This is a genomic window from Streptomyces sp. NPDC045470, assembly GCF_040646595.1.
In the GTDB taxonomy this organism is placed as follows: domain Bacteria; phylum Actinomycetota; class Actinomycetes; order Streptomycetales; family Streptomycetaceae; genus Streptomyces.
In genome coordinates this window covers 1-23,231 of sequence record NZ_JBEZAN010000029.1, presented here as the reverse complement: position 1 = coordinate 23,231, position 23,231 = coordinate 1, and the positions used below count along the sequence as shown (strand labels likewise).

Below are 23,231 nucleotides of genomic sequence, written 5' to 3'. Positions count from 1 at the left end.
ACTTTCCCCATGGCCTTCCGGGGGGCTTCCGAGTAAAGGGGGTGACCGGAACGGGATTCGATGCGATCGTATCGGTATGCTTGCATCATTATCTGTGGACCGAATCGACCGCACGTCGCTGACCTGCGACGAAGCCCAGGAAGTAGCCTGATCCGCATGTTGTCCGAAGTCACCGCGACCCGCTATGTCACGCCCTTGCGTGAAGGCGGGTCGCTTCCGGGGATCGTCGAGGCCGACGATCTCGGTACGTACGTCATGAAGTTCACCGGGGCGGGGCAGGGGCGCAAGACTCTGGTCGCCGAGGTCGTCTGCGGGGAGCTGGGGCGCCGGCTCGGGCTGCGGGTGCCGGAGCTGGTGCGGATGCAGCTGGATCCGGTGATCGGGCTGAGCGAGCCCGACCAGGAGGTGCAGGAGCTGCTGAAGGCCAGTGGCGGGCTGAACCTGGGGATGGACTATCTGCCGGGGTCTCTCGGGTTCGATCCGCTGGCCTTCGAGGTGTCCGCTCGGGAGGCGGGCCGGGTGGTGTGGTTCGACGCGTTGATCAACAACGTGGACCGGTCGTGGCGCAACCCGAATCTGCTGGTCTGGCACGGTGAGCTGTGGCTGATCGACCACGGCGCCACGATGATCTGGCAGCACAACTGGCCCACCGCCGAGAAGTCGGCCGCCAAGCCGTACGACGCCTCCGACCACGTGCTGGCGAGCTTCGGGCCGGACATCGAGGCCGCGGCGGCCGAGTTCGCGCCGCTGGTCACCGAGGAGCTGCTGACCGAGGTCACGGCCGCGGTGCCGGACGAGTGGCTGGTGGGCGAGCCCGGATTCGACTCGCCCGACGAGCTGCGCGGTGCGTATGTGCGGGCCCTGCTGGGCCGCGCCCCGGTGATCGGTGAGCGGATCAAGGTCGGGGAACCCACGAAGGACGGGCCCTCGCGGGTGCCGGGCTGGCTGGCGACCGAGTTGCCGCGGAGGGCAGTGAAGTGAGCGGCCTGCACAACGGACGTGACGTGTTCGAGTACGCCCTGCTCAAGGTCGTACCGCGGGTCGAACGCGGGGAGATGATCAACGCGGGGGTGGTCGTGTACTGCCGCGCCCGGCGCTTCGTGGAAGCGCGTACGTATCTGGACGAGGGGCGGTTGCGGGCACTCGACGCGCACGTCGACGTCGACGGGGTCAGGGCGGCTCTGCGTGCCGTCGAGGGGATCTGCGTGGGCGGCGAGCGGGCCGGGCAGGCTGCGGGTGACGACGCGGGGCGGCGCTTCCGGTGGCTGATCGCGCCGCGCAGCACCGTGGTCCAGCCCGGGCCGGTGCACACCGGGCTGACCGTGGATCCGTCCGGGGAGGCGGAGCGGCTGCTCGAACTGCTGGTGAGGTGAGCGGGACGGCCGCCGGTCCGTAGGGTCCGGCGGCCGCCCTGAAGTGCGCGGGCGCGCCGGAGAGGCGTTGACAGGGGGTGGCCGGGCTTCTAGCGTCACCCCTGCTGAAGCTACTAAGCGGTTGCTCACCCGAGGTTGCGGTGCGGCGGACCGCTCGTCGAGGTTTCGAGGGTGAGGAGAACCCCGCATGTCCACCACCGAGCAGCGCGTAGCCATCGTGACGGGCGCGGCCCGCGGCATCGGCGCGGCCACCGCCGTACGCCTGGCCGCCGAGGGCCGCGCCGTCGCCGTCCTCGACCTGGACGAGGCGGCCTGCAAGGACACCGTCGAGAAGATCACCGCGGCCGGTGGCAAGGCGCTGGCCGTGGGCTGCGACGTCTCGGACGCGGAGCAGGTGGAGGCGGCGGTCGCGCGGGTCGCGGCGGAGCTGGGCGCGCCGACCGTGCTGGTCAACAACGCGGGCGTACTCCGTGACAACCTGCTGTTCAAGATGAGCGACAGCGACTGGGACACCGTCATGAACGTGCACCTGCGGGGCGCGTTCCTGATGTCGCGCGCCTGTCAGAAGCACATGGTCGACGCCAAGTTCGGCCGGATCGTCAACCTCTCCTCCAGCTCGGCGCTCGGCAACCGCGGGCAGGTCAACTACTCGGCCGCCAAGGCCGGCCTCCAGGGCTTCACCAAGACCCTCGCCATCGAACTGGGCAAGTTCGGCGTCACCGCCAACGCCGTCGCCCCCGGATTCATCGTCACCGACATGACCGCCGCCACCGCCGAGCGCGTCGGCATGGGCTTCGAGGACTTCCAGGCCGCGGCCGCCACCCAGATTCCCGTCCAGCGCGTCGGCCGGCCCGAGGACATCGCCAACGCCATCGCCTTCTTCACGGGCGAGGCGGCCGGCTTTGTCTCCGGCCAGGTCATGTACGTCGCCGGCGGACCGCTCAACTGACACCGGAGGTGACGAAGATGACCGCACAGGACAAGCCGCTGCCCCCGCTCTCCGGCAAGGCGGCGCTGGTCACCGGCGCCAGCCGGGGCATCGGGTACGGCATCGCGCGGGCGCTCGTGGCGCGCGGCGACAAGGTCTGCATCACCGGCCGCAACGAGGACGCCCTCAAGGAGGCCGTCGAGACGCTGGGCGCCGACCGCGTGATCGGCGTCGCGGGCAAGGCGCACGACGAGGCGCACCAGGGCGTCGCCGTCGAGCGCGCCATGGAGGCGTTCGGCCGGGTCGACTACCTCGTCAACAACGCCGGTACGAATCCGGTCTTCGGCCCGATCGCGGACCTCGACCTGAACGTCGCCCGCAAGGTGTTCGAGACCAACGTCGTCTCCGCGCTGGGCTTCGCGCAGCGCACCTGGCACGCGTGGCAGAAGGACAACGGCGGCGCGATCGTCAACATCGCCTCCATCGCCGGCGTCTCCGCCTCGCCCTTCATCGGCGCGTACGGCATGAGCAAGGCCGCGATGATCAACCTGACGTTCCAGCTGGCGCACGAGTTCGCGCCGGTGGTACGGGTCAACTCCATCGCCCCCGCGGTGGTCAAGACCAAGTTCGCGGCCGCGCTGTACGAGAACCGCGAGGAGGAGGCGGCGGCGGGCTACCCGATGGGGCGCCTCGGCGTCCCGGAGGACATCGGGGGCGCGGCGGCGTTCCTGCTGTCCGACGCCGCCGGCTGGGTCACGGGGCAGACGCTCCAGGTCGACGGCGGGCTGTTCCTCAACGCGGGTGTCTGAGACCTGAGAGACAGCGCCGCAAGGGCAGGCAGGGGGCGCGAGCAGCAAGCGCGTGCCGGTATGTGCGCCCGCGCGCGGAAGGTCCGGCGGCGCTTGCGTTGATGTGCACTTCAAGAGGCAGGGTCTGCGGTGCCGGTCCGGAGGGGACCGGCACCGCAGCCGTTCCGGGCCGGGTGTCCGCGTACGGGCTCGCGACGCGCCTCTCGAAGGAGACCCACCATGCGCTACCGCACCCTCGGCGGCAGTACGGGGCCCATGATCAGCACTCTGTGCCTGGGCACCCTGCCGTTCGGCACCACCGTCGACGAACCGACCGCGTTCGCCGTCCTCGACCGCTTCGCCGAGGCAGGCGGCACCTTCCTGGACACCGCCGACAACTACGCCTGCTGGGTGCCGGGCGCGACCGGCGACGAGAGCGAGCTGCTGCTCGGGCGCTGGCTGCGCAGCCGGGGCGCCAGGGACCGTACGGTCCTGGCCACCAAGGCCGGCGCCCGCCCCGACCCGTCCCGCGGTCCCGAGTGGCCCGCCAACCTGGAAGGACTGGGCGAGAAGTCCGTACGGAACGCGATCGACGGCAGTCTGCGGCGGCTCGGCACCGACCGGGTGGATCTGTACTACGCCCACGTCGAGGACCGGACCGTGCCGCTGGAGGAGACCGTCGGAGTGCTCGCGGACTTGGTGCGGGACGGCGCCGTGGGCGTCCTCGGGGCCAGCAACCACGCCACGTGGCGGCTCGCCGAGGCCCGCCACCTCGCGGGCGCGCGGAATCTGCCCGGCTTCCGCGCCGTACAGCAGCGGCACACCTACCTGCGGCCCCGGTACGACGCGGAGTCCGGCCTCCAGCGGGAGACCGACGGAGAACTGCTCGACTACGCCGCCGCACACGACGATCTGACGCTGCTCGGCTACTCGACGCTGATGCACGGCGGATACGCGCGGCCGGAGGAGCCGCTGCCCGAACGGTACGACCACCCCGGGTCGGTGGCGCGGCTGCGGGTCGCCCAGGAGGTCGCGGCGGAGGCCGGGGCCACCGTGAACCAGGTGGTGCTGGCCTGGCTGACGGGTGGCCGGGTGCCGGTCGTACCCGTCCTCGGTGTGAGTTCGGTGACACAGCTGGACGAGTGCCTGGCGGCGCTGGATCTGCAACTGGACGCGGCGCAGCGGGCGCGGCTCGACACGGCGTGAGCGGGTGCGGGCCGGGTAGGAGCCGGACGGAGACCGGGCGGGAGCCGGGCGCGGGGCGGGGTGCGGGCGTTGTCAGTGGTCGCCGGTAAGTTCGTTGCCGAGAACGGATCGCACACCGGAGGTTGCTCAGTGATGACCGACATGCTGCCCGAGTCCTGGCGCGGCGTCCTCGGCGAGGAGTTGGAGAAGCCCTACTTCAAGGAGCTCACCGAGTTCGTCGAGCAGGAGCGGGCGAAGGGGCCGGTCTACCCGCCCCGCGAGGAGGTCTTCGCGGCCCTCGACGCCACCCCGTACGACCAGGTCAAGGTGATGATCCTGGGGCAGGACCCGTACCACGGCGAGGGCCAGGGACACGGGCTGTGCTTCTCCGTTCGGCCCGGCGTCAAGACGCCGCCGTCGCTGCGCAACATCTACAAGGAGATGAAGGAGGAGCTGGGCCACCCGGTCCCGGACAACGGGTACTTGATGCCCTGGGCCCGCCAGGGCGTGCTCCTGCTGAACGCGGTGCTGACGGTACGGGCGGGCGAGGCCAACTCGCACAAGGGCAAGGGCTGGGAGAAGTTCACCGACGCGGTGATCAGGGCGGTCGTCTCCCGTCCCGACCCGGTGGTGTTCGTGCTCTGGGGCAACTACGCGAAGAAGAAGCTGCCGCTGATCGACACGGAGCGGCACGCGGTGGTGGAGGGCGCGCACCCCTCCCCGCTGTCCGCGAAGAAGTTCTTCGGGTCCCAGCCCTTCACCCGGATAAACGAGGCCGTCGCCGCGCAGGGCCACACCCCGATCGACTGGCGGATCCCCGACCTGGGCTGAGCCGGGCGGCCGCGGCGTGCCGCGCACACCGCGCGGTACCGCCGGGCGCCGGTTAGCGTCGGGGAAAGCAGGCCCGACGTGGCGCGGACGAGGGCGGGAGAGTGCGGCGGTGGACGATCAGCGTGCGAGGGCCGGCGGCGATGTCGTCCTGACCCGCATCGGGCAGGCGGTCATGCTGCACCGGGGCGGCGACCGGGAGGAGGCCCGCAACCGCCTGGCGCGGCTCTGGGCCGAGATCGGTCCGGACGGCGACCCGTTCCACCGCTGCACGCTGGCCCACTACCTCGCCGACACGCAGGACGACCCGGCCGACGAGCTGGACTGGGATCTCACCGCGCTCGAAACGGCACGGCAGGCGAAGGGCGCTTCGGCGGCGGACCGGGACGGGGAGCGGGCGGCGTCGGCGGGCCGGTCCGTTCCGGCGGTGGCGGCGCTGCTGCCCTCCCTCCACCTGAGCCTCGCCGCCGACTACGCCGCCCTGGACCGCCACGGCGAGGCTCGCGCCGAACTGGACCGGGCCCGGCAGACGGCCGCACCGCTGGCCGACGACGAGTACGGCCGCGGCGTGCGGCAGGCGATCGAGCGGCTGGGGATCCGGATCGCGGGCTCGGGTGGGGTGGATGGGGGAGGAGAGGCCGACGGGCCGGGCGGTGGGCCCGGGGACGGCACGAGGGACGGTACGGGAGGCGCCGGGGGCTCCGAGGACTCAGGGGGGACGGGTGGTGCGGGTGATGCGGGCGGTGGGGAAGGTCAGTCGCCGTAGACGTCGCGGCAGAGGGTGTCGGCCCGGTCGTCGTCCTGCCAGCGCCCGTATTCGCGCGCCAGCTTGCACAGGCCCGGAGCCGGGGCGGCCGGGCGGCGGTTCTCGGCGCGCGGCCACGGCGGACCGTACCGGCGGGAACCGGGAGCCTTGGGCTTGCCCCGTACACCCCGGTCGACGTCCTTTCCCTTCTTCTTGCCCGTCGCCGCGGGTTCCGGCCGCTGTGGCCGCTGGGCTCCTGGCGCGGGAGGCCGGGCGGGCGCCGACCGCTGCGCGGCGGCTGCGGACGGCGTCGTCGGCCGCTTGCGCGCCGGGGGCCGGCTGACTTCCGGACCGTTGGGCTCGACGGAAGGGGCGGGCAGCGCGGGGCGCGGCAGGAGACTCTCGGGGGCCGGGCGGTGGGCGACGGTGACACAGCCGGTGGTGACGGCCGCCGTCGTCAGCATGAGGACCGCCGCTGCGGGAATACGGAACACCGGCCAACTCTGCCGACATCGGCTGCCGTTGGGAAGGCCCCGCAGGGGTGAACGTGACGGACGGTGTTGACCCGGAGTCGGCTGCATGCAGGCATCAGGCATCAGGCATGCAGGGCGTGCAGGCATCGAGGCACCCGGGCACTGAGGCGGCCAGGCAGGGCCGGGCGCCCGCTGTCCGCCCCCAGACCGTGGAGGACGCGACCGGGCCAGGTGCCACCACGTCGTGTCGGCCCGGAGGCTGCCGGCCGCCCACGACGCGTACGAGCGTGCCCGCGACGCGCACACGCGGTGGTCGGCCGCCACGGACCAGGGAGATCGCCGTGCGCCGGGCGGCACGTATGCTTCCGGGGCGCCGGGGACACCACCGGCGTGCCCGGCTCGATGACCGTACGGCATCAAGGCGGGCGGCAACATCGGCACGTCCGGCGCGCCGGTCCGCGCAGGCGGCCCGCAGCGGCGGCGTAACCCAGGGAGTACGCGTGAAGGTCGGCTGCATCGGACTCGGCGACATCGCACAGAAGGCGTATCTGCCGGTGCTCGGCGCGCAGCCCGGTGTCGAGCTGCACCTTCAGACCCGTACCCCGGCCACCCTGGAGCGGGTCGCCGGAACGTATCGCCTGCCGGCCGGCCAGTGCCACACCGACCTGGACGGGCTGCTCGCCGCCGGCCTGGACGCGGCGTTCGTGCACGCTCCCACCACCGCGCACCCGGAGATCGTCGGCCGCCTCGTCGAGGCGGGAGTGCCCACCTATGTCGACAAGCCGATCGCCTACGAGCTGGCCGAGACCGAGCGCATCGTGCGGCTTGCCGAGGAGCGCGGCGTCAGCCTGGCGGTGGGTTTCAACCGCCGCTTCGCCCCCGGCTACGCGCAGTGCCTGGAGCACCCCCGCGACCTGATCCTGATGCAGAAGAACCGGGTCGGCCTGCCGGAGGACCCGCGTTCGCTGGTGCTGGACGACTTCATCCATGTGGTCGACACGCTGCGTTTCCTGGCGCCCGGCGCCGTCGATCACGTGAACGTGCGGGCGAAGCTCCAGGACGGTCTGATGCACCACGTGGTGCTGCACCTCTCCGGCGACGGCTTCAGCGCCATCGGCAGCATGAACCGCCTCAGCGGTTCCGCGGAGGAGATCCTCGACGTGTCGGGCCAGGACACCAAGCGCCAGGTCGTCAACCTCGCCGAGGTCATCGACCACAAGGGGCAGCCGAGCGTGCGGCGGCGCGGCGACTGGGTGCCGGTGGCCCGGCAGCGCGGCATCGAGCAGATCGTCCTCGCGTTCCTGGACGACGTGCGGGCGGGCAGGTTCGTCTCGGCGGAGGACGCGCTCCGTACGCATGAGCTGTGCGAGCGGGTGATCCGTGAGGCGCTGGCACAGGGAGCGTGAGGCCACGCGCCCGACGGCTGTGACCAGCGTCTTGGGGGCGTGTGTGGTGCTTGCGGCGATCGGACGTGCCGCCGGTGTCGTCCGTGTCGTCCGTCGGAGGCGTCCGCACCGTCAGGCAGGCGGCCAGGTGCGCAGGGCCATGTCGGCCACCTGCTGGAGTTCCTCGCGGGTGGCGCCGCCGACGGCCTGGACGGCGATGCCGTTGGCGACGGTCATGATGTAGCGGGCGAGCAGCCCGGGATCGGTGCCGGGCGGCAGGTCGCCTTCGGCGACGGCCTGCCGGAACCGGTCGCGGAGCTGGGAAGTGCCCTCTTCGCGCCAGGCGACGAGGGCGTCGCGGGCGGCGCGTCCCGGGTCGCCGGAGGCCAGGGAGGCCTGGACGCCCAGGCATCCGGCGGGACAGCCGGGCTGGGTCGTGGTCCGGACGGAGCCGTTGAGGAACGCGGTGGCCACCTGCCGGGCGGTCGGCTCCTGCAGAGCGCGGGCTCCGTACGAGGCGGGGCCTTCGGAGTAGCGCTCCAGAGCCTTGCGGAACAGGTCCTCCTTGTTGCCGAAGGCCGCGTACATGCTGGTGCGGGTGATGCCCATGGCGTTGGTCAGGTCGGTGAGGCTGGCGCCCTCGTATCCCTGTTCCCAGAAGACCCGCATGGCCTGTTCGAGGGCCGTGTCGGCATCGAAGCCTCTCGGCCGGCCGACCGGTCCCTTCCGTCGCGTCTCCATGGCCGCAACCCTACCTCTTCCGTACCGGGCGGTGCAGATGTGCTACGTCCCCATTCCGCATCGATCGGTACGGAAGTGGGCGGAGGTCATCCCCATGGGACAGCTCGAAGGCAAGGCCGCGGTCATCGCCGGCGGGCACACCGGGATCGGCCTGGCCAGCGCCGTACGGCTGGCGGCCGAGGGCGCGCACGTGTTCATCATCGGCCGGCGCAGGGCCGAACTGGACGCGGCCGAGGAGACCATCGGCTCGGCACGGGCCACCGCCGTCGCCGGTGACATCACGAACCTGGCCGACCTGGACCGCCTCTACGACGCGGTCCGTGCCCGGGGGCGGGGCCTGGACGTCGTCTTCGCGAACGCGGCGACCGCCTCGCTCGCGACGCTGGAGCAGGACACCGAGGAGCAGATCGACCGGACCTTCGCGGTCAACGCGCGGGGCACGCTGTTCACCGTGCAGAAGGCGCTGCCGCTGCTCAACGACGGCGCCTCGGTGATACTGAACGCCTCCACCGCGGCCGGCAACGGCACGGAGGCGTTCGGCGTGTTCGCGGCCTCCAAGGCAGCCGGCCGGTCTTTCGCCCGCACCTGGGCCGACGAACTGAAGGGGCGCGGCATCCGGGTCAACGCCGTCTCGCCGGGTCCGGTCGACACCACCGGGATCACGGACCTGTTCGGCGAGGAGAGCGCGCCCGGCGTCCGGGCGCACCTCGCCGCAGGCGTCGCGATGGGCCGGACGGGACGTCCGGAGGAGGTCGCCGCGGCGGTCGCCTTCCTCGCCTCCGAGCAGAGCAGCTACGTCCTCGGCGCCAACCTCTATGTCGACGGCGGGGAGAATCAGATCTGACGCTTCCTTCCCGCTCTCTGGGGAGTCATGAGCGGTCCCGTCCCGGCACGCGCCCCCGGCGCGCAGAGAGCGCGCGGATTCCCTTCGCCACCGCGTACGCGCCGAGCGCCGCCATCGCTCCGTACAACGCCCAGTCACCGAGACGCGCGTACGGGCTCGTGCCCTCGGCCAGCGGGACGTCGTACACGGCTGCCGCACCGCGCTCGGTGCCGAGCCGGTCGCCCACCGGCTCCCCACGCGGGCCGTACACCGCGCTGACCCCGGTCAACGTGGCGTGCGCCATCGGCCGCCAGGTCTCGGCGGCGCGCAGCGCGGCCAGCGAGGCGTGCTGCGCGGGCGCCCAGCTCTCCTGGAAGGTCGACGTGGAGGACTGCGCGACCAGCAGCTGTGCGCCGTCGCGCACCAGTTGGCGGCTCATGTCCGGGAACGCCGACTCGAAGCACACCAGCGGCCCCACGCGCAGTCCGCCCGCCGAAGCGACGGGCATCAGTTCCTGCCGGGTGCCGCGCATGCGGTTCTGGTCGGCGGCCTTGCCGACGTGCGTCGCCCAGCCCAGTACGGAGCGGAGCGGGATGTACTCGCCGAAGGGGACCAGCCGCATCTTGTCGTAGCGGTGGCCGGTCGCGCCGTGCGGGCCGACCAGGACGGAACTCTTGTAGATGCCGGGTTGGCCGGCGTGCCGACCGTCGACGTTCACCAGGAGGTCGGCGCCCACGTCCCGGGAGAGCGCGCCGAGCCGGGCCGCCATGGCCGGGCTGCGGGTCAGGTCGCGGTTGACGCTGCTCTCGCCCCAGACCACCAGCTGGACGCCGCGTCCCGCGAGCGAGCGGGTCAGCGCCTCGCCGCGCGCTATCCGCGCTTCGGCGCCCACGACTTCGCCCGGCTGGACGACGCCGATACGGACGCTGCCCGCCGCCCGCGGCACCGGCGCCCACAGCCATGCCGCGCCGCCGCCGACCGCGCAGACAAGGAGGCCCGCCACAGCCGGGACGCGGGCACGTGGCAGGGCGACGAGTACGACGAGCGCGGTGTTGACGGCCACGATGACCAGGCTCAGCAGCCACACCCCGCCGATGGACGCGAGCCGCAGGGCAGGCGGCACCTGCCACTGGCTGGCTCCCAACAGCCCCCAGGGGCCGCCCAAGTACTCCCAGGACCTGACCAGTTCGACCATCAGCCAGCCGGACGGTACGAGGACGAGGGCCGCTGCACACCGGCGTACGCCCGGCGCGCCGTGCAGCAGGCTCCGTACGAGCACGCCCCAGGGCGCCCACAACAGCCCGAGCAGCGCCGCCAGGACGAGGATGAAGATGTGCAGGCTCGGCAGCAGCCAGTGGTGCACCGCCAGCATGAACCCGGCGCCGCCGAGCCAGCCGTCCAGCGCCGCCCGGCGGTTCGTACGGGCCGAACGCGCCAGCAGGAGCCACGGGACGAGGGCGAGGTACGCCAGCCACCACAGCGCGGGCGCCGGAAACGCCAGCGCGGGCAGCGCTCCGGCCGCGACCGCGGCGGCACCGCGTCCCCAAGGCGACGCGAGCGCCTTCTCCCACCAGCCGGCCGCCTTCCGCATACCGCTCCCTCCGTCGGACGTCGGACCGCAGCACCCAGTGTGCGCGCGTCGGCCGATCATGGACAGCAGGCGGGCGCGGCCCGTCAGCCACCCGCCGGTACCAACTGCCGCCACTTCTCGTGGACGACGACCTCACTCAGCCGCCAGCCCTCGGCGGCACGGCGGGCGGCGAAGGCGTAGCGGCCCGCGCAGGTGTAGTTCGGGGCGGCCGACGCGCCGGTGTTCGCGCCGGAGTGCGGATCGGCGGCCGCGCCGGGTGGCGCGTCGTGCGGGCCCGCGAGGCGCATCGGGTTGAGGTAGTCCGCCTGCACGGTGGCCGTGTCGCCGGGCGCGCCGCCGTCGCGCAGCTCGATGCCGATCCGCCGGTTGACGATCAGATGCTGGCGTACCGGGAAGCGCCGCATCATCTCGGCCAGCCAGCCCGCGACGTCGGTGACGCTGCCCGCGATGCCGCCTGCCGAGCGGTAGTCGACGCGCCCCTCGGGGACGAACAGGGCCCGGTAGGCCGTCCAGTCGCCGTCGTCCACGGCGATCGCGTAGCCGGTGACCAGGTCGTCGATGGCGAGGCGGTCCATGACAGTGGTGTGTTCCACACGCTGGGTCATCGCCTCAGTGTTCGGCATGCGTGCGTCCCCGCCAAGGGCCGGGGCGCGGTACGCGGTGGGCCGGGACGCGGCACGGCCGTGGGCCCCGCCCGGAGGCGGGGCCCACGCGGGCGGGCGGTCTGCCGGTCAGCGGGCCGAAGCCGGTGCCGCCGCTTCGTTTGCCGCCCGTTCGGCCGAGGTCTGCGCCTGCTCGAACTGGGTGCGGTACAGCTCTTCGTAGCGCCCGCCCGCCGCGAGCAGCGCGTCGTGGGTGCCGCGCTGCACGATCCGGCCGTCCTCGACCACCAGGATCAGGTCGGCGGCCCGTACGGTCGACAGGCGGTGCGCGATGACCACGGACGTACGGCCTTCCAGCGCCTCGGCCAGTGCCTCCTGCACCGCCGCCTCGGAGGTGTTGTCCAGATGCGCGGTGGCCTCGTCCAGGATCATCACGCGCGGCCGGGCCAGCAGCAGACGGGCGATGGTCAGCCGCTGCCGTTCACCGCCGGAGAGCCGGTAGCCGCGCTCGCCGACCACCGTGTCCAGGCCGTCGGGCAGCGAAGCGATCAGGCCGTCCAGGCGGGCGCGGCGCAGCACGTCCCACAGCTCGTCCTCGCCCGCCGCCGGCCTGGCCAGCAGCAGGTTCTCGCGGATCGTGTCGTGGAAGAGGTGCCCGTCCTGGGTCACCATGCCGAGGGTGTCGCGGATCGAGTCGGCCGTCAGGTCGCGTACGTCCACGCCGGCGAGCCGTACCGCGCCGGCGTCCGCGTCGTACAGGCGCGGCAGCAACTGCGCGATCGTCGACTTGCCCGCTCCCGAGGAGCCGACCAGGGCGACCATCTGGCCGGGTTCCGCGCGGAAGGAGACGTCGTGCAGCACCTCGGCGCCGCCCCGCGTGTCGAGGGACGCCACCTCTTCGAGGGAGGCGAGGGAGACCTTGTCGGCCGACGGGTAGCCGAAGCGTACGGAGTCGAACTCCACCGAGACCGGCCCGTCCGGCACCGCGCGGGCGTCCGGCTTCTGCTCGATCAGCGGCTTCAGGTCGAGCACCTCGAAGACCCGCTCGAAGCTGACCAGCGCGCTCATCACCTCGGTGTGCGCGCCGGACAGGGCCGTCAGCGGCGCGTACAGGCGGGTCAGCAGCAGGGCCAGCGAGACGATGGCGCCGGTTTCGAGGTGGCCGCGCAGCGCCAGGAAGCCGCCGAGGCCGTAGACGACGGCCAGCGCGAGGGCGGAGACCAGGGTGAGCGCGGTGACGAAGTACGTCTGGACCATGGCGGTACGGACCCCGATGTCCCGCACCCGGCGGGCCCGCGCGGCGAATTCGGCGGACTCCCTGGCCGGGCGGCCGAACAGCTTGACGAGGGTGGCGCCCGGCGCGGAGAACCGCTCGGTCATCTGCGTACCCATCGCGGCGTTGTGGTCGGACGCCTCCCGGCGCAGCCCGGCCAGCCGGCGGCCGACGCGGCGGGCGGGCAGCACGAAGACCGGCAGCAGCACCAGCGCGATCAGCGTGATCTGCCACGACAGACTCAGCATCACCGCGAGCGTCAGCAGGAGTGTCACGACGTTGCCGACCACACTGGACAGCGTGTCGCTGAATGCCCGCTGCGCGCCGATCACATCGTTGTTCAGGCGGCTGACCAGGGCACCCGTCCGCGTACGGGTGAAGAAGGCGACCGGCATCCGCTGCACGTGGTCGTAGACGGTGGTCCGCAGGTCGAGGATCAGTCCTTCGCCGAGGCCCGCCGACAGCCGCCGGGTCAGCAGGCCGAGCCCCGCCTCCGCCAGCGCGATGGCGGCGATCAGCCCGGCCAGTTTCAGGACGGTGCCGGACGCCTCGCCGCCGTCGATGGCGTCGACCACCCGGCCGGCGAGCAGCGGGGTGGCGACCGCCAGCACGGCGGCCACCGTGCTCAGCACCAGGAACCAGGTGAGCGAGCGTCGGTGCGGCCGGGCGAAGGCGACGATCCGCCGCAAGGTGGAGCGGGAGAACGGGCGCTTGCCCTGTTGCGCGTACGAGGCACTGTGCAGTGAGTGCCAGGCGGTGACTTCCATGTCCATCGCGGTCCTCCGGGGCGGCGTGGTCGGCACGTTGTCGATCGCGGGCCGTGGTGACCGGCGACATGCCAGAAGCTATGACCTCAACCAATGTTGAGGTCAAGGGATTCCCTTGTCGGCGCGCCGGGAGCCGGGCGGAGTGGTGTGCTGGCGGGTGTACGGGGTGGTGCGTGCGCCGGGCGTACGGACTGATGCGTACGCCCAGCGCACGGAGTGGTGTGCACGCCCGGCGTGCGCAGGGCGTCCGACGCCTCAGGCGTCCGCGGCGCGCCGCCACGCCGCGGACCGCAGCAGCCGTAGCCCGTTGAGGCCGACCAGGACGGTCGATCCCTCGTGCCCGAGCACGCCCAGCGGCAGCGGCAGGTGACCGGCCAGGTCCCAGGTGACCAGCGCGCCGATGCACACGGACGCGATGACGAGGTTCTGCACCACCAGTCGGCGCGCCCGGCGGGAGAGCGCGACGACCGTCGGCACCGCCCCGGCCTCGTCGCGTACCACCACCGCGTCGGCCGTCTCCAGCGCCAGGTCGGATCCCACCCGGCCCATGGCGACGCCGCTGTGCGCGGTGGCCAGCGCGGGCGCGTCGTTCACCCCGTCGCCGACCATGAGTACCTTCGCCCCGTCGTCCTGCCAGGCACGGACCGCGGCCACCTTGTCCTGCGGCAGCAGCCCGGCCCGTACGTCCGTGATGCCGCATTCCTCGGCCGTACGGCGGGCGGCGCGGACGTTGTCGCCGGTCAGCAAGGTCACGCCGGCTTCGGATGCCGGCCCGGCTCCCACTCCGGAGCCGCCTTCGGCCCCCGTCAGGCGGTGCAGCCGGGCCACCGCTTCGGGGGCGCCCGGGCGGAGCCGGTCGGTGAGGGCCAGTACGGCGACGGGCACGCCGTCCAGGAGGACAGCCACCGCTGTGTGCCCGGTGGCCTCGATCTCCGACGCGACGGCGCGCGCCCCGCGCAACTGTTCCTCAGTGAGCCCTTCCCCGCTCCCTGGCGCCCCCGCGCTCAGCAGCGCGGCGGGGCTGCCGACCCGTACGGTGCACCCGTCGACGACGGCGTGCACGCCCCGTCCCGGCGTGGACGAGAACTCACACGCGCCGGGCACCCGCAGGCCGCGCTCCCGCGCGGCCGCGACCACCGCCCGGGCGATCGGGTGTTCGCTGGGCTGCTCCGCCGCGGCGGCGAGCGCGAGGGCGCGCGCCTCGTCCGTACCGCTGTCGCCCGGCACCGGTGAACGCACCCCGGCCACGCGCGGCGCGCCCTCGGTGAGCGTGCCGGTCTTGTCCAGCGCGACCCGGGTCACCGCCCCCAGCCGCTCCATCGCCGCAGCCGACTTGACCAGGACGCCGTGCCGCCCCGCGGTGGCGATCGCGGACAGCAGCGGGGGCATGGTGGCCAGCACGACCGCGCAAGGTGATGCCACGATCATGAAGGTCATGGCACGCAGCAGGGTGGTGGTGAAGTCCGCGCCGAAGAACAGCGGCACCGCGAACAGGGCGAGGGTCACGGCCACCACCGCGGCGGAGTACCGCTGTTCCACCTTCTCGATGAACACCTGGGTGGGCGCCTTCGTCCGGCCGGCTTCCTCGACCATGGCCACGATGCGGGCGATCGCCCACTCGGTGGCATCCTTGCCGACCCGTACCCGCAGCGCGCCGGTGCCGTTCAGCGTTCCCGCGAACACCTCGTCGTCCGGGCCCTTGGCCACCGGCAGCGGCTCGCCCGTGATGGTGGCCTGCTCCACCTCGCTCGCGCCGGCCAGCACCGTGCCGTCGGCGGGCAGCCGCTCTCCGGGGCGTACGAGCACCGTGTCGCCCACCCGCAGCGCGGCCGCCTCGACGGTCTCTTCCCGGCCGTCGGGTGCCAGCCGTACGGCGGTGGAGGGCGCGAGGTCGAGCAGGCCGCGCACGGAGTCCTCGGTGCGCCGGGTGGCCAGGGCCTCCAGAGCGCCGGACACCGCGAAGATCACGATGAGCAGGCCGCCGTCGAGGAACTGCCCGATCCCCGCCGCGCCGATCGCCGCGACAACCATCAGCAGATCGACGTCGAGGGTGCGTTCGCGCAGTGCCTGGAGGCCCGCGAGGCCCGGTTCCCAGCCGCCGGCCGTGTAGCACACCGCGTACAGCGGGCCCCACGCCCACGCCGGGGCGCCCGCCAGGTCGAGGGGGAAGGCGAGCAGGAACGCGAGGGCGGAGAGGGCCGCCCAGCGCACCTCCGGGAGAGCGGAGAGGCGGGTGCGGCGCGGTCGGGGCGGGGGAGCGGGTGCCGTCAGGGCTGCCGTCGGGGCTGTGGCCTGGGGCGCGGTCGGACGCGGGGGAGCGGCGGCAGGCGGTGCGGCAGCGGGCGGTGCGGCAGCGGACGGCGCCTCGGGGGCTGACCGGTCGGCCGGTGGCGTGGCGGGGGCCGGCCGGCCGGTCGCCGGCTGCTGCGTACGGCCGTGACTGGACGTGGACGTCATCGGTACCTCGGTGCGGGGAGGGGGGCGGGAGTGGAACCCGGACACCATAGCCGAACACATGAAGACGTCTTCAAGTATTACCGAATATACGATGAGGCATATGGGACACGGAGTCGACGGCAGGACCACACCGGCAGCACACCTGGACGCGGACGCGGCCGCGACCATCGCCGCCACGCTCCAGGCGCTGGCCACCCCCTCGCGGCTGATGATCCTCACCCGCCTCCGCCAGGGGCCCTGCCCGGTGGGCGAGCTGGCCGAGGCGGTCGGCATGGAGCAGTCCGCGGTCTCCCACCAGCTACGGCTGCTCCGGGCGCTCGGCCTGGTCACCGGGTCGCGGCAGGGCCGCCGGATCGTCTACAGCCTGTACGACACGCACGTCGCCCAACTCCTCGACGAGGCCGTCTACCACATCGAGCACCTGCGGCTCGGTGCGCGGGACCTGCCCGACACGGCAGAAGCCGAGGACACCTACAGCTCTGAGGCCGAAGCCGGAGCCCGGTCTGGAGCCGGACCTGGAGCCGGAGCCGCTGAGAGGCGCGTCAGCCGCTGACCCAGCCGCTGACTCCGTCCGCGGCCCGGAGCGCACCCTCGCGCACCCGCGCGCATCTTCGTACGCACTTCGCGCGCACCCCCGGGTGCACTCCCGCGCTCACCCGGCCCCGTGCGCCGCCAGCCGCTCCCGTACGTCCTCCGCCGAGAGATAGACATCGGTCCGCTCGAAGTCGCGCAGTGTCGCGGGCTTCTCGGCCTGGAAGCCGGTGCGCACGAAGTCGTCCCCGGCGGTGGCGTTGATCAGCCAGTTCGCCACGGTACGGAACCTGGCGACGCCGGTACGCAGCGCCATCAGGTGGTAGCCGCGCGCCGCCACCTGGGCGGGCAGCCCCGTCAGCTCGTACCCCAGCGGTTTGGACACCGCGTCGATGCCGCCGAGGTCCACGACCAGCCCGAGGTCCTTGTGCCGGTACGGCGTCCGCGGCGCCCCGCGGAGTCCGGCGATGATGTTGCGCGCGGCGTGCTTGCCCTGCCGCTGGGCGTGCTGCGCGGTGGGCGGGCAGACCGCGCCGGCGCCCTTCGTCAGGTCCGGTACGGCCGCGGCGTCACCGCAGGCCAGCACGTCCGGCGTGCCCGGCACGGTCAGATCGGCGTCGACGACGAGCCGGCCCCGTACGGTCTCCGCCCCGAGGGTGCCGATGAGCGGGCTGGCCGCCACGCCCGCCGTCCAGATCAGTGTCCGGCACGGCAGTACCCGCCCGTCCGTGAACTGCACACAGTCCTCGGTCACTTCGGCGACCGAGACGCCGAGCGACACCTCCGTACCGCGCTGCCGCATCAGCTCCAGCGCTTTCTGGCCCAGCCGGTCGCCCAGCTCGGGCATCAGCTTCGGCGCGATGTCGATGAGGTGCCACTTGATCTGGGTGGGGTCCAGGCGCGGGTAGCGCCGGGCGGCGGCGTTGGTGAGCCGCTGGAGGTAGGCGACCGTCTCCGTCCCTGCGTAACCGCCGCCGACGACGACGAACTGGAGCCGCGCCGCGCGCTCTTCCGGGTCGGTCGAGGCCGCGGCGATGTCGAGCTGCGCGATGACGTGATCCCGGATGTACGCCGCTTCGGCCAGCGTCTTCATGCCCCGCGCGTACGTCGTCAGGCCAGGGATGTCGAACGTACGGGTGATGCTGCCGGGCGTCAGTACCAGCCGGTCGTAACGGATGTCGGTCGTCTCACCCGTGATCAGCCGTACGACGCAGACCTTCGCCGCGGTGTCGATGCCGATCACCCCGCCGGGCACCAGACGCGTCCGGCGCAGAATGCGCCGCAAGGAAGGCGCGATCGACTGCGGGGTGACCACTCCGGCGGCGACGTGCGGCAGCAGCGGCAGGTACAGCTCGTAGTTGTTGGGTGTGACCAGCACGATCTCGGCCGTCTCGGCGGACAGCCCGTGCTCCAGGCCCCGGGCGCACTCCACCCCGGCGAAGCCGCCGCCCACGATCAGGACTCTGGGTCGTTCCATGACGCGTCCTCGCCTCTGTCAGCAGCTGTGTCGGCTCCCGGCCACGCTGGCACGGGGCGGCGGCCCTCGCCACCGCGCCCACCGGGTACCTCCTGCGACCGGGTGAGAAACAGGCGTCCCGGCTATTGCTTCGGCCCCAGTCCCCGCTTCAGCCCCATTTCTCGCTTGGGTCCCAGTTTTCGCTTCGGCCCCGGCCCCCGCTTCGCCCTCGGTCCCGGCTCAGCGGCCGTCGCGATGGGTGGGCCGAGGGCGGCCCGTGCGGGCGAAGTGCGGCAGGGAGATGCCGCCGGGGTGCGCCGTCTCGCCGGCGCCGGGCCGCACGAAGAGGGTGACGGTGACGCCTTCGGTGAAGCCGTTACGGCGCATCAGCGTCGCCGACGCCGTGTTGTTCACCTCGACGTCGGTCACCACGGACGAGGCACCGGCCTCGGTCAGCGCGGCGCAGCAGTCCTGCACCAGCCGCCCGGCCACGCCGCGCCCCTGGAAGTCCGGGTCCACCGCGATCCACTCCAGGTAGCCCCAGTCCTCCCGCTGCTCGAAGGTCATCGAGCCGAGCACGAACCCGGCGAGCCGGTCACCGGCCATGGCGACCCGGCAGGCGGGCACGGAGGCGTCGAGGTGCGTGGCGACGGCGGTCAGCGACCATCCGGTGTACGGCATGGCGTCGGTGTCGTAGACCCGTTCGCCCAGCTCCAGGACGGCCGGGAGGTGCTCGGGCCGCAGCGGGTGCAGGGTGATCTCGGAGTCGCGGGCGTCCGGTGTCGGCATGACCGGCGCTCCTTTCGGTAGGACGGTGGCGGCGAGAAGCATGGGCAGATGCAGATGCAGATGCAGGTGTGGGTGTGGGTGTGGGTGCAAATACACCCTAATCAGTGCAACATCTCCCCGTGGTTCCGCCCCTGTAGGTTGCGGGGGTGAGCACCGCCGTCGCCGAGATCCTTTCCCTCCTGCTGCTGGTCTGCGTCCTGGTCTTCGCCGTACGGAGGCCGGGCGGCGCGCCCGAGGCGGTGGCGGCCGTACCGGCGGCGGGTCTGCTCGTACTGGTCGGCGCGGTGTCGCCGGACGCCGCGTGGGAGCAGGTGCACAAGCTGCTGCCGGTCGTCGGCTTTCTGGCCGCTGTACTGGTGCTGGCGTACCTGTGCGCCCAGGAAGGGCTGTTCGAGGCGGCGGGCGCGGCGCTGGCGCGGCGCTGCGCGGGACGGCCGCGGCTCCTGCTGGCCGGAGTCTTCGTACTCGCCGCCGCGGTCACGGCGGTGCTCAGCCTGGACGCGACGGTGGTGCTGCTGACGCCGGTGATCCTGGCCACCGTCACGCACGCCGGCGCACGCGCCCGGCCCCACCTGTACGCCTGCGCCCATCTCTCGAACTCCGCGTCGCTGCTGCTGCCCGTCTCCAACCTCACCAACCTGTTGGCTCTCGGCGCGGCCGGTCTGTCCTTCACGCGGTTCGCCGCCCTGATGGTGCTGCCGTGGGTCGTCGCGGTGGCCTTCGAGTACGTGGTGTTCCGGCGCTTCTTCAACCGGGAGCTGGCGGACGACGAAGGGCGCGTGGACGCGGGAGAGCCTCGCACGGGAGAGCCCCGCAGGGGGGAGCTCCATGCGGAAGCGGCGCACGGGCGGCGGGCCGCTCCGCCGCCGCTCCCGGTCTTCGCGCTCGTGGTCCTCTCGCTGACGCTCGCCGGGTTCGTCGTGACCTCCTTCGCCGGGGTCGCTCCGGTCTGGGCGGCGCTGGGCGGCGTACTCGTCCTCGGGATACGCGCGATAGCGCGCCGGGACGCGACTGCGTCCATGACCGCGACCGGCACCGCGACCGGGACCGCGACCGGCACCGCGACCGGTACGGTGACCGGCACCGCGACCGGTACGGTGACCGGCACCGCAGCCGGGATCGTGAAGGCGGCCAACCCCTTCTTCTGTCTCTTCGTGCTGGCCCTGGGCGTCGTGGTGGAGGCGGTCGTCACCAACGGCCTCGGCGACGCCGTCGGCCGGCTGCTGCCCGAAGGCGCTTCACTGCCCGCACTCCTCGGCGTGGCCGTGTTCGCCGCCCTCCTCGCCAACGTCATCAACAACCTGCCGGCCGTACTGGCGCTGCTGCCGGTCGCGGCACACGGCGGCGCAGGCCCCGTCCTCGCGGTGCTGATCGGCGTGAATCTCGGCCCGAACCTGACATACGTGGGCTCGCTGGCCACGCTCCTGTGGCGACGCATCCTCCAGGAGCAGGGCGACGCACCGGACCTGGGCACCTTCACTCGGCTCGGGCTGCTGACCGTCCCCGGAGGCTTGGTCCTGTCGACACTGGCCCTGTGGGGAGCCTTGCAGATCATCGGCACATGACGGCCCGCCACCCCGGATGGCGAGCTGGCGAATTCGCTTACAGTTCGCCCAACTGAGTGAACGGAGTGCACTGAGTGAACTGAGTGATCTTGTGGCCTCATGACCGATCGGGGAGGAAGGCCCCAGAGGCCGCGTAAGACAAATATGGTTAAGGCATAAGCGCTGACCGGAAACAGCTCGGCACTTCAGCCGAAGCGCGGCACGGAAAAGGGTGCATATCGCACCTCTCCCGCCCGGCTGACACCTCTCCCCACCCTCGCCCCGCCCGGCAACCGCTCCACCGGACCGGCGCCGCCCGCCGTGGCCGCCGCCACCCGCGCGGCCACCGGCGGGCGAGTGTCCACCGACCAGGCCCACGGCATGAGTTTGAGACAACTTCATTACGTATGTGCCGTCCGGACTGACGGTGGGGCCAGCGGGTAAGCCGTAGACACGTAGGGCGCAGCCGACGACCCGGACCCCGCCGGAGGCTGGCACCGCGCGGATGCCGAACGCCGACGGTGGTCATCTCCGCCCGGGCCGCAACGGGCGAGTCCCCAAACTTCCGTACGTCTCCACCGCCAGCGTGCGGCGGCATCACACGCACAGGCACGGAGGTGGGGACAGGCATGGTGGAGCAGGGGCGGAGCTACGCGAGCAGGGAACACGTGGTGGGCGCGACCACGGTGGTGGAACTGAGTGGAGAAATGGACATCCTGGCGGCGACCGCGTTGACCACGCGTCTCGACGAGATCACCGGAGTGCGCCGCCCCGATCTCGTCCTGGACGTGCGGCACGTGACCTTCATCGACTGCTGCGGCATGTCGATGCTGTGCCGCGCCCGGCGCCGGGTCGAGGCCAAGGCGGGCCGCCTGCGCCTGGCCGGAGTCGCCGACAGCCCGAGCGTGCTGCGACTGCTCCGGCTGACCGGCCTCCTGCCCGCCTTCGACCTCTGCCTCGCCCCGGACACCGACGCCGTACCCGGACGCGCGGCCGAGCCCCGGCCGGACGACGGCTGCTCCTGCACACACCCCGAGAACAGAGGCCGCCCGGCCACCCCGGACGCCCCCTCGGACACCGCCGTCGCCTGAACAGACGTCAGGCCGGCAGGTGCGCCTCGATCGCCTCCGTCAGCTCCGCCGCCTCGGGCTCGGTCCGGGGCCGGAACCGCCCCACGACCGTTCCCGCCGCGTCGATGAGGAACTTCTCGAAGTTCCACTGCACGTCACCGGCCTCGCCCGTGCCGTCCTCGGTGCGGGCGAGTTCCGCGTACAGCGGGTGGCGGTCCGGTCCGTTGACGTCCGTCTTCTCGAAGAGCGGGAAGCTGACCCCGTAGGTGGCCGAGCAGAACGTGGCGATCTCCTCGGCACTGCCCGGCTCCTGGCCCGCGAACTGGTTGCTGGGGAAGCCGAGGACGCTGAAGCCGCGGTCGCCGTACTGCTGCTGAAGCCGCTCCAGCCCCGAGTACTGCGGCGTCAGACCGCACTTGGACGCCACATTGACCACCAGCAGGGCGCGGCCCCGGTAGTCGGCCAGCGAGGCGGGCTCACCGTTCAGGGTGCGCAGAGGGATGTCGTACAGGCTCACGTTCAGGCTCCTCGCTACGGGACCGCTGTTGCGGACGGGACTCCCCGGAGACAACAACGCCCACCCACGCGTTCTTCCCAGGCCGCCGCCCCTGTTGGGGGACAGGGCGGGGCGATGCATGTGTTGGGATCGGGTGGGAACGGTTGGTGCCTCTGCGCGACCCGGTCCGGCGGCACATGCTGGGCCGGGCGACTGAAGGATGCTCGGCGACCGGCCGAACCCTCCCGCTCAGGACAAATCCGGGACAGGGTCGTGGCCATGCTCGGCCATGAACGCGTTCTGAGCCTCTTGTGCCCTCTGCGGAATCACCGCCATGCAGTAGGTCCAGAAGTCCGACAGGACAGCGGCGGCCTGATCGACGGTAAAATCGCCCTGCACATGGTCAACGTGTTCGTTCTGGATGTGCACACCGTCAGGAGAAATCTCCGCATAGTGTGCATTGCCGCCGAATTCTTCGACCTGAGCCTTGGGGTTTCGTCGGGCCTCTGCGACCAGGGAGGCGACTTCCAGCAGACCGTTGGGGGCGAGCTGGATGTCCGTCGTCACCCATTGCCCCAGCACACGTAGGTCCTCAGGGCCCACGTACCTTGGGTAACCGCCATCGCTGGCGAAGTACTCGGTGACTCGCTCCATTGGTGTGAAACCTTTCTTATGACGGTGGGAAGACAGGGTAGCCGGTCAGGGCGTGACCGGTGACCGGATCGTAATACCCCTGGATCCGGATTCCTTTGTACGTGCTCTCCCACATGTTGCTGATGGGGTCGACCACTCCCGCATTCATAAACGCTTTCCGGATGGCCCGGTCGCACTGTGCCGGCGTCCAGGTCTCAGGGAAAAAGGTGCTTTGCGCGCGCTTCTTGATCCACTCTCCGTCACGGGGATTCTTCATCCACACATGTCCCCGCGTGAGTCCGGTCGCATGATCGCGGTCGGTGATCTTCGGCACCTTCACACCCGGCCTGTCCCGTCCTCCGGGGCGAACGTGGTACCCCGTGACCCGCGCCTGGCCGTTTGCGCCGTACTTGATTTCTCCCTTGAGTACGTGATGCCGGGCGGAGTCGGGGAACTTGCCGCTCGGTTTCGCGCGGGCAAGCCCGCCGACGTTGCCTTGAGTATTGCGCAGCAGGGGGCGGCCCATGGGGCCGGCAGGGCCCCCACCGGCCGTGGCCAGGCGGCGGCCGCCCAGATCAGGCAGCGACAGGTCAAGATTGCGCAGCGGATTGTCGAGCGCGCGCCATCGTTTGCTGAAGTTGCGCAGCGGAGCATTGATGTTGCGGAAGCCGTCCAGCTTCATGTGGCCCAGGACGTTTTTGACGCCCCCGGCTTCCCCGATGGCCCTGGCGCCGCGGGCGGCTCCGCCGAAGG

The 23,231-nt window shown here is 72.1% G+C and carries 23 protein-coding genes; 12 read left to right on the top strand and 11 right to left on the bottom strand.

Annotated features, from left to right (window positions below; all coding sequences use genetic code 11):
* The first annotated feature begins 156 nt into the window (after window positions 1-156).
* From AB0A97_RS38820 to AB0A97_RS38790, 7 genes are all read left to right on the top strand, one after another.
* Window positions 157-981: a HipA family kinase gene (locus AB0A97_RS38820; protein WP_361159910.1), complete on the top strand. Its 825-nt coding sequence runs from the start codon at window positions 157-159 to the stop codon at window positions 979-981.
* Window positions 978-1,373 (top strand): DUF3037 domain-containing protein, encoded by a 396-nt coding sequence (locus tag AB0A97_RS38815; protein ID WP_361159907.1) that lies wholly within the window; start codon window positions 978-980, stop codon window positions 1,371-1,373. Before AB0A97_RS38820 ends, AB0A97_RS38815 begins: the two co-directional genes overlap by 4 nt.
* A gap of 187 nt (window positions 1,374-1,560) precedes the next feature.
* On the top strand, window positions 1,561-2,322 hold the full coding sequence (fabG, locus tag AB0A97_RS38810) for a 3-oxoacyl-ACP reductase FabG (protein ID WP_361159904.1): 762 nt from the start codon (window positions 1,561-1,563) through the stop codon (window positions 2,320-2,322).
* 17 nt (window positions 2,323-2,339) lie between these two features.
* Window positions 2,340-3,110, top strand: coding sequence for an SDR family oxidoreductase (locus AB0A97_RS38805; RefSeq protein WP_361159901.1), 771 nt, complete (start codon window positions 2,340-2,342; stop codon window positions 3,108-3,110).
* Window positions 3,111-3,329: 219 nt separating this feature from the next.
* Window positions 3,330-4,295, top strand: a complete 966-nt coding sequence (locus AB0A97_RS38800) for an aldo/keto reductase (protein ID WP_361159899.1) — start codon at window positions 3,330-3,332, stop codon at window positions 4,293-4,295.
* A 132-nt stretch (window positions 4,296-4,427) separates the two neighbouring features.
* The gene (locus tag AB0A97_RS38795) at window positions 4,428-5,105 is read left to right on the top strand and encodes a uracil-DNA glycosylase (protein WP_361159896.1); all 678 of its coding nucleotides are present in this window, start codon (window positions 4,428-4,430) and stop codon (window positions 5,103-5,105) included.
* A gap of 109 nt (window positions 5,106-5,214) precedes the next feature.
* Entirely contained in the window at window positions 5,215-5,868 is a 654-nt protein-coding gene (locus tag AB0A97_RS38790; RefSeq protein ID WP_361159893.1) for a hypothetical protein, read from the top strand.
* Here AB0A97_RS38790 and AB0A97_RS38785 read toward each other — a convergent pair.
* Entirely contained in the window at window positions 5,856-6,341 is a 486-nt protein-coding gene (locus AB0A97_RS38785) for a hypothetical protein (protein ID WP_361159890.1), read from the bottom strand. The genes AB0A97_RS38790 and AB0A97_RS38785 overlap by 13 nt on opposite strands.
* Window positions 6,342-6,820: 479 nt before the next feature.
* Here AB0A97_RS38785 and AB0A97_RS38780 point away from each other — a divergent pair, with 479 nt between their 5' ends.
* Window positions 6,821-7,726: a Gfo/Idh/MocA family oxidoreductase gene (locus tag AB0A97_RS38780; RefSeq protein WP_361159888.1), complete on the top strand. Its 906-nt coding sequence runs from the start codon at window positions 6,821-6,823 to the stop codon at window positions 7,724-7,726.
* A 111-nt stretch (window positions 7,727-7,837) separates the two neighbouring features.
* On the opposite strand, the gene AB0A97_RS38775 is transcribed toward AB0A97_RS38780, so the two are convergent.
* Window positions 7,838-8,446 (bottom strand): TetR/AcrR family transcriptional regulator, encoded by a 609-nt coding sequence (locus tag AB0A97_RS38775; RefSeq protein WP_361159886.1) that lies wholly within the window; start codon window positions 8,444-8,446, stop codon window positions 7,838-7,840.
* A 94-nt stretch (window positions 8,447-8,540) separates the two neighbouring features.
* Between AB0A97_RS38775 and AB0A97_RS38770 the strand changes: the two genes are divergently transcribed.
* Window positions 8,541-9,290, top strand: a complete 750-nt coding sequence (locus tag AB0A97_RS38770; RefSeq protein ID WP_361159885.1) for an SDR family oxidoreductase — start codon at window positions 8,541-8,543, stop codon at window positions 9,288-9,290.
* Window positions 9,291-9,315: 25 nt separating this feature from the next.
* On the opposite strand, the gene lnt is transcribed toward AB0A97_RS38770, so the two are convergent.
* The 4 genes from lnt to AB0A97_RS38750 all read right to left on the bottom strand — a co-directional run bounded on the left by lnt (window position 9,316) and on the right by AB0A97_RS38750 (window position 15,959).
* Window positions 9,316-10,860 (bottom strand): apolipoprotein N-acyltransferase, encoded by a 1,545-nt coding sequence (gene lnt / locus AB0A97_RS38765; protein WP_361159883.1) that lies wholly within the window; start codon window positions 10,858-10,860, stop codon window positions 9,316-9,318.
* A gap of 83 nt (window positions 10,861-10,943) precedes the next feature.
* Entirely contained in the window at window positions 10,944-11,465 is a 522-nt protein-coding gene (locus AB0A97_RS38760; protein WP_361159881.1) for a nuclear transport factor 2 family protein, read from the bottom strand.
* A gap of 126 nt (window positions 11,466-11,591) precedes the next feature.
* A complete protein-coding gene (locus AB0A97_RS38755; RefSeq protein WP_361159879.1) occupies window positions 11,592-13,508 on the bottom strand; it encodes an ABC transporter ATP-binding protein in 1,917 nt (638 codons plus the stop codon).
* Window positions 13,509-13,757: 249 nt separating this feature from the next.
* Window positions 13,758-15,959 (bottom strand): heavy metal translocating P-type ATPase, encoded by a 2,202-nt coding sequence (locus tag AB0A97_RS38750; RefSeq protein WP_361159877.1) that lies wholly within the window; start codon window positions 15,957-15,959, stop codon window positions 13,758-13,760.
* A 100-nt stretch (window positions 15,960-16,059) separates the two neighbouring features.
* Here AB0A97_RS38750 and AB0A97_RS38745 point away from each other — a divergent pair, with 100 nt between their 5' ends.
* The gene (locus AB0A97_RS38745) at window positions 16,060-16,512 is read left to right on the top strand and encodes a metalloregulator ArsR/SmtB family transcription factor (RefSeq protein WP_361159875.1); all 453 of its coding nucleotides are present in this window, start codon (window positions 16,060-16,062) and stop codon (window positions 16,510-16,512) included.
* A gap of 99 nt (window positions 16,513-16,611) precedes the next feature.
* Here AB0A97_RS38745 and AB0A97_RS38740 read toward each other — a convergent pair whose 3' ends face one another.
* Both AB0A97_RS38740 and AB0A97_RS38735 read right to left on the bottom strand, forming a co-directional pair.
* Entirely contained in the window at window positions 16,612-17,967 is a 1,356-nt protein-coding gene (locus tag AB0A97_RS38740; protein WP_361159871.1) for an NAD(P)/FAD-dependent oxidoreductase, read from the bottom strand.
* A gap of 219 nt (window positions 17,968-18,186) precedes the next feature.
* Entirely contained in the window at window positions 18,187-18,735 is a 549-nt protein-coding gene (locus AB0A97_RS38735; RefSeq protein ID WP_361159868.1) for a GNAT family N-acetyltransferase, read from the bottom strand.
* Window positions 18,736-18,881: 146 nt separating this feature from the next.
* On the opposite strand from AB0A97_RS38735, the gene AB0A97_RS38730 reads away from it, so the two are divergent.
* Window positions 18,882-20,300: an SLC13 family permease gene (locus tag AB0A97_RS38730; protein WP_361159865.1), complete on the top strand. Its 1,419-nt coding sequence runs from the start codon at window positions 18,882-18,884 to the stop codon at window positions 20,298-20,300.
* A 608-nt stretch (window positions 20,301-20,908) separates the two neighbouring features.
* The gene (locus AB0A97_RS38725; RefSeq protein ID WP_361159862.1) at window positions 20,909-21,370 is read left to right on the top strand and encodes an STAS domain-containing protein; all 462 of its coding nucleotides are present in this window, start codon (window positions 20,909-20,911) and stop codon (window positions 21,368-21,370) included.
* Between the two features lie 7 nt (window positions 21,371-21,377).
* Here the strand turns inward: AB0A97_RS38725 and AB0A97_RS38720 are convergent, their stop codons facing one another.
* The 3 genes from AB0A97_RS38720 to AB0A97_RS38710 form a co-directional block, all read right to left on the bottom strand.
* The gene (locus tag AB0A97_RS38720) at window positions 21,378-21,866 is read right to left on the bottom strand and encodes a glutathione peroxidase (protein ID WP_361159859.1); all 489 of its coding nucleotides are present in this window, start codon (window positions 21,864-21,866) and stop codon (window positions 21,378-21,380) included.
* Between the two features lie 228 nt (window positions 21,867-22,094).
* The gene (locus AB0A97_RS38715; RefSeq protein WP_361159856.1) at window positions 22,095-22,499 is read right to left on the bottom strand and encodes a hypothetical protein; all 405 of its coding nucleotides are present in this window, start codon (window positions 22,497-22,499) and stop codon (window positions 22,095-22,097) included.
* Between the two features lie 16 nt (window positions 22,500-22,515).
* Window positions 22,516-23,231 (bottom strand): EndoU domain-containing protein (locus AB0A97_RS38710; RefSeq protein WP_361159853.1); only part of this gene is annotated, 716 nt, incomplete at its 5' end.

Bases quoted from the DNA above. Each gene is read 5' to 3' on its own strand.
- AB0A97_RS38820 (WP_361159910.1), top strand. From the start codon at position 157: ATGTTGTCCGAAGTCACCGCGACCCGCTATGTCACGCCCTTGCGTGAA.
- fabG (WP_361159904.1), top strand. From the start codon at position 1,561: ATGTCCACCACCGAGCAGCGCGTAGCCATCGTGACGGGCGCGGCCCGC.
- AB0A97_RS38805 (WP_361159901.1), top strand. From the start codon at position 2,340: ATGACCGCACAGGACAAGCCGCTGCCCCCGCTCTCCGGCAAGGCGGCG.
- AB0A97_RS38800 (WP_361159899.1), top strand. From the start codon at position 3,330: ATGCGCTACCGCACCCTCGGCGGCAGTACGGGGCCCATGATCAGCACT.
- AB0A97_RS38795 (WP_361159896.1), top strand. From the start codon at position 4,428: ATGACCGACATGCTGCCCGAGTCCTGGCGCGGCGTCCTCGGCGAGGAG.
- AB0A97_RS38775 (WP_361159886.1), bottom strand. From the start codon at position 8,446: ATGGAGACGCGACGGAAGGGACCGGTCGGCCGGCCGAGAGGCTTCGAT.
- AB0A97_RS38770 (WP_361159885.1), top strand. From the start codon at position 8,541: ATGGGACAGCTCGAAGGCAAGGCCGCGGTCATCGCCGGCGGGCACACC.
- lnt (WP_361159883.1), bottom strand. From the start codon at position 10,860: ATGCGGAAGGCGGCCGGCTGGTGGGAGAAGGCGCTCGCGTCGCCTTGG.
- AB0A97_RS38760 (WP_361159881.1), bottom strand. From the start codon at position 11,465: ATGACCCAGCGTGTGGAACACACCACTGTCATGGACCGCCTCGCCATC.
- AB0A97_RS38755 (WP_361159879.1), bottom strand. From the start codon at position 13,508: ATGGACATGGAAGTCACCGCCTGGCACTCACTGCACAGTGCCTCGTAC.
- AB0A97_RS38750 (WP_361159877.1), bottom strand. From the start codon at position 15,959: ATGACGTCCACGTCCAGTCACGGCCGTACGCAGCAGCCGGCGACCGGC.
- AB0A97_RS38745 (WP_361159875.1), top strand. From the start codon at position 16,060: ATGGGACACGGAGTCGACGGCAGGACCACACCGGCAGCACACCTGGAC.
- AB0A97_RS38740 (WP_361159871.1), bottom strand. From the start codon at position 17,967: ATGGAACGACCCAGAGTCCTGATCGTGGGCGGCGGCTTCGCCGGGGTG.
- AB0A97_RS38735 (WP_361159868.1), bottom strand. From the start codon at position 18,735: ATGCCGACACCGGACGCCCGCGACTCCGAGATCACCCTGCACCCGCTG.
- AB0A97_RS38725 (WP_361159862.1), top strand. From the start codon at position 20,909: ATGGTGGAGCAGGGGCGGAGCTACGCGAGCAGGGAACACGTGGTGGGC.
- AB0A97_RS38715 (WP_361159856.1), bottom strand. From the start codon at position 22,499: ATGGAGCGAGTCACCGAGTACTTCGCCAGCGATGGCGGTTACCCAAGG.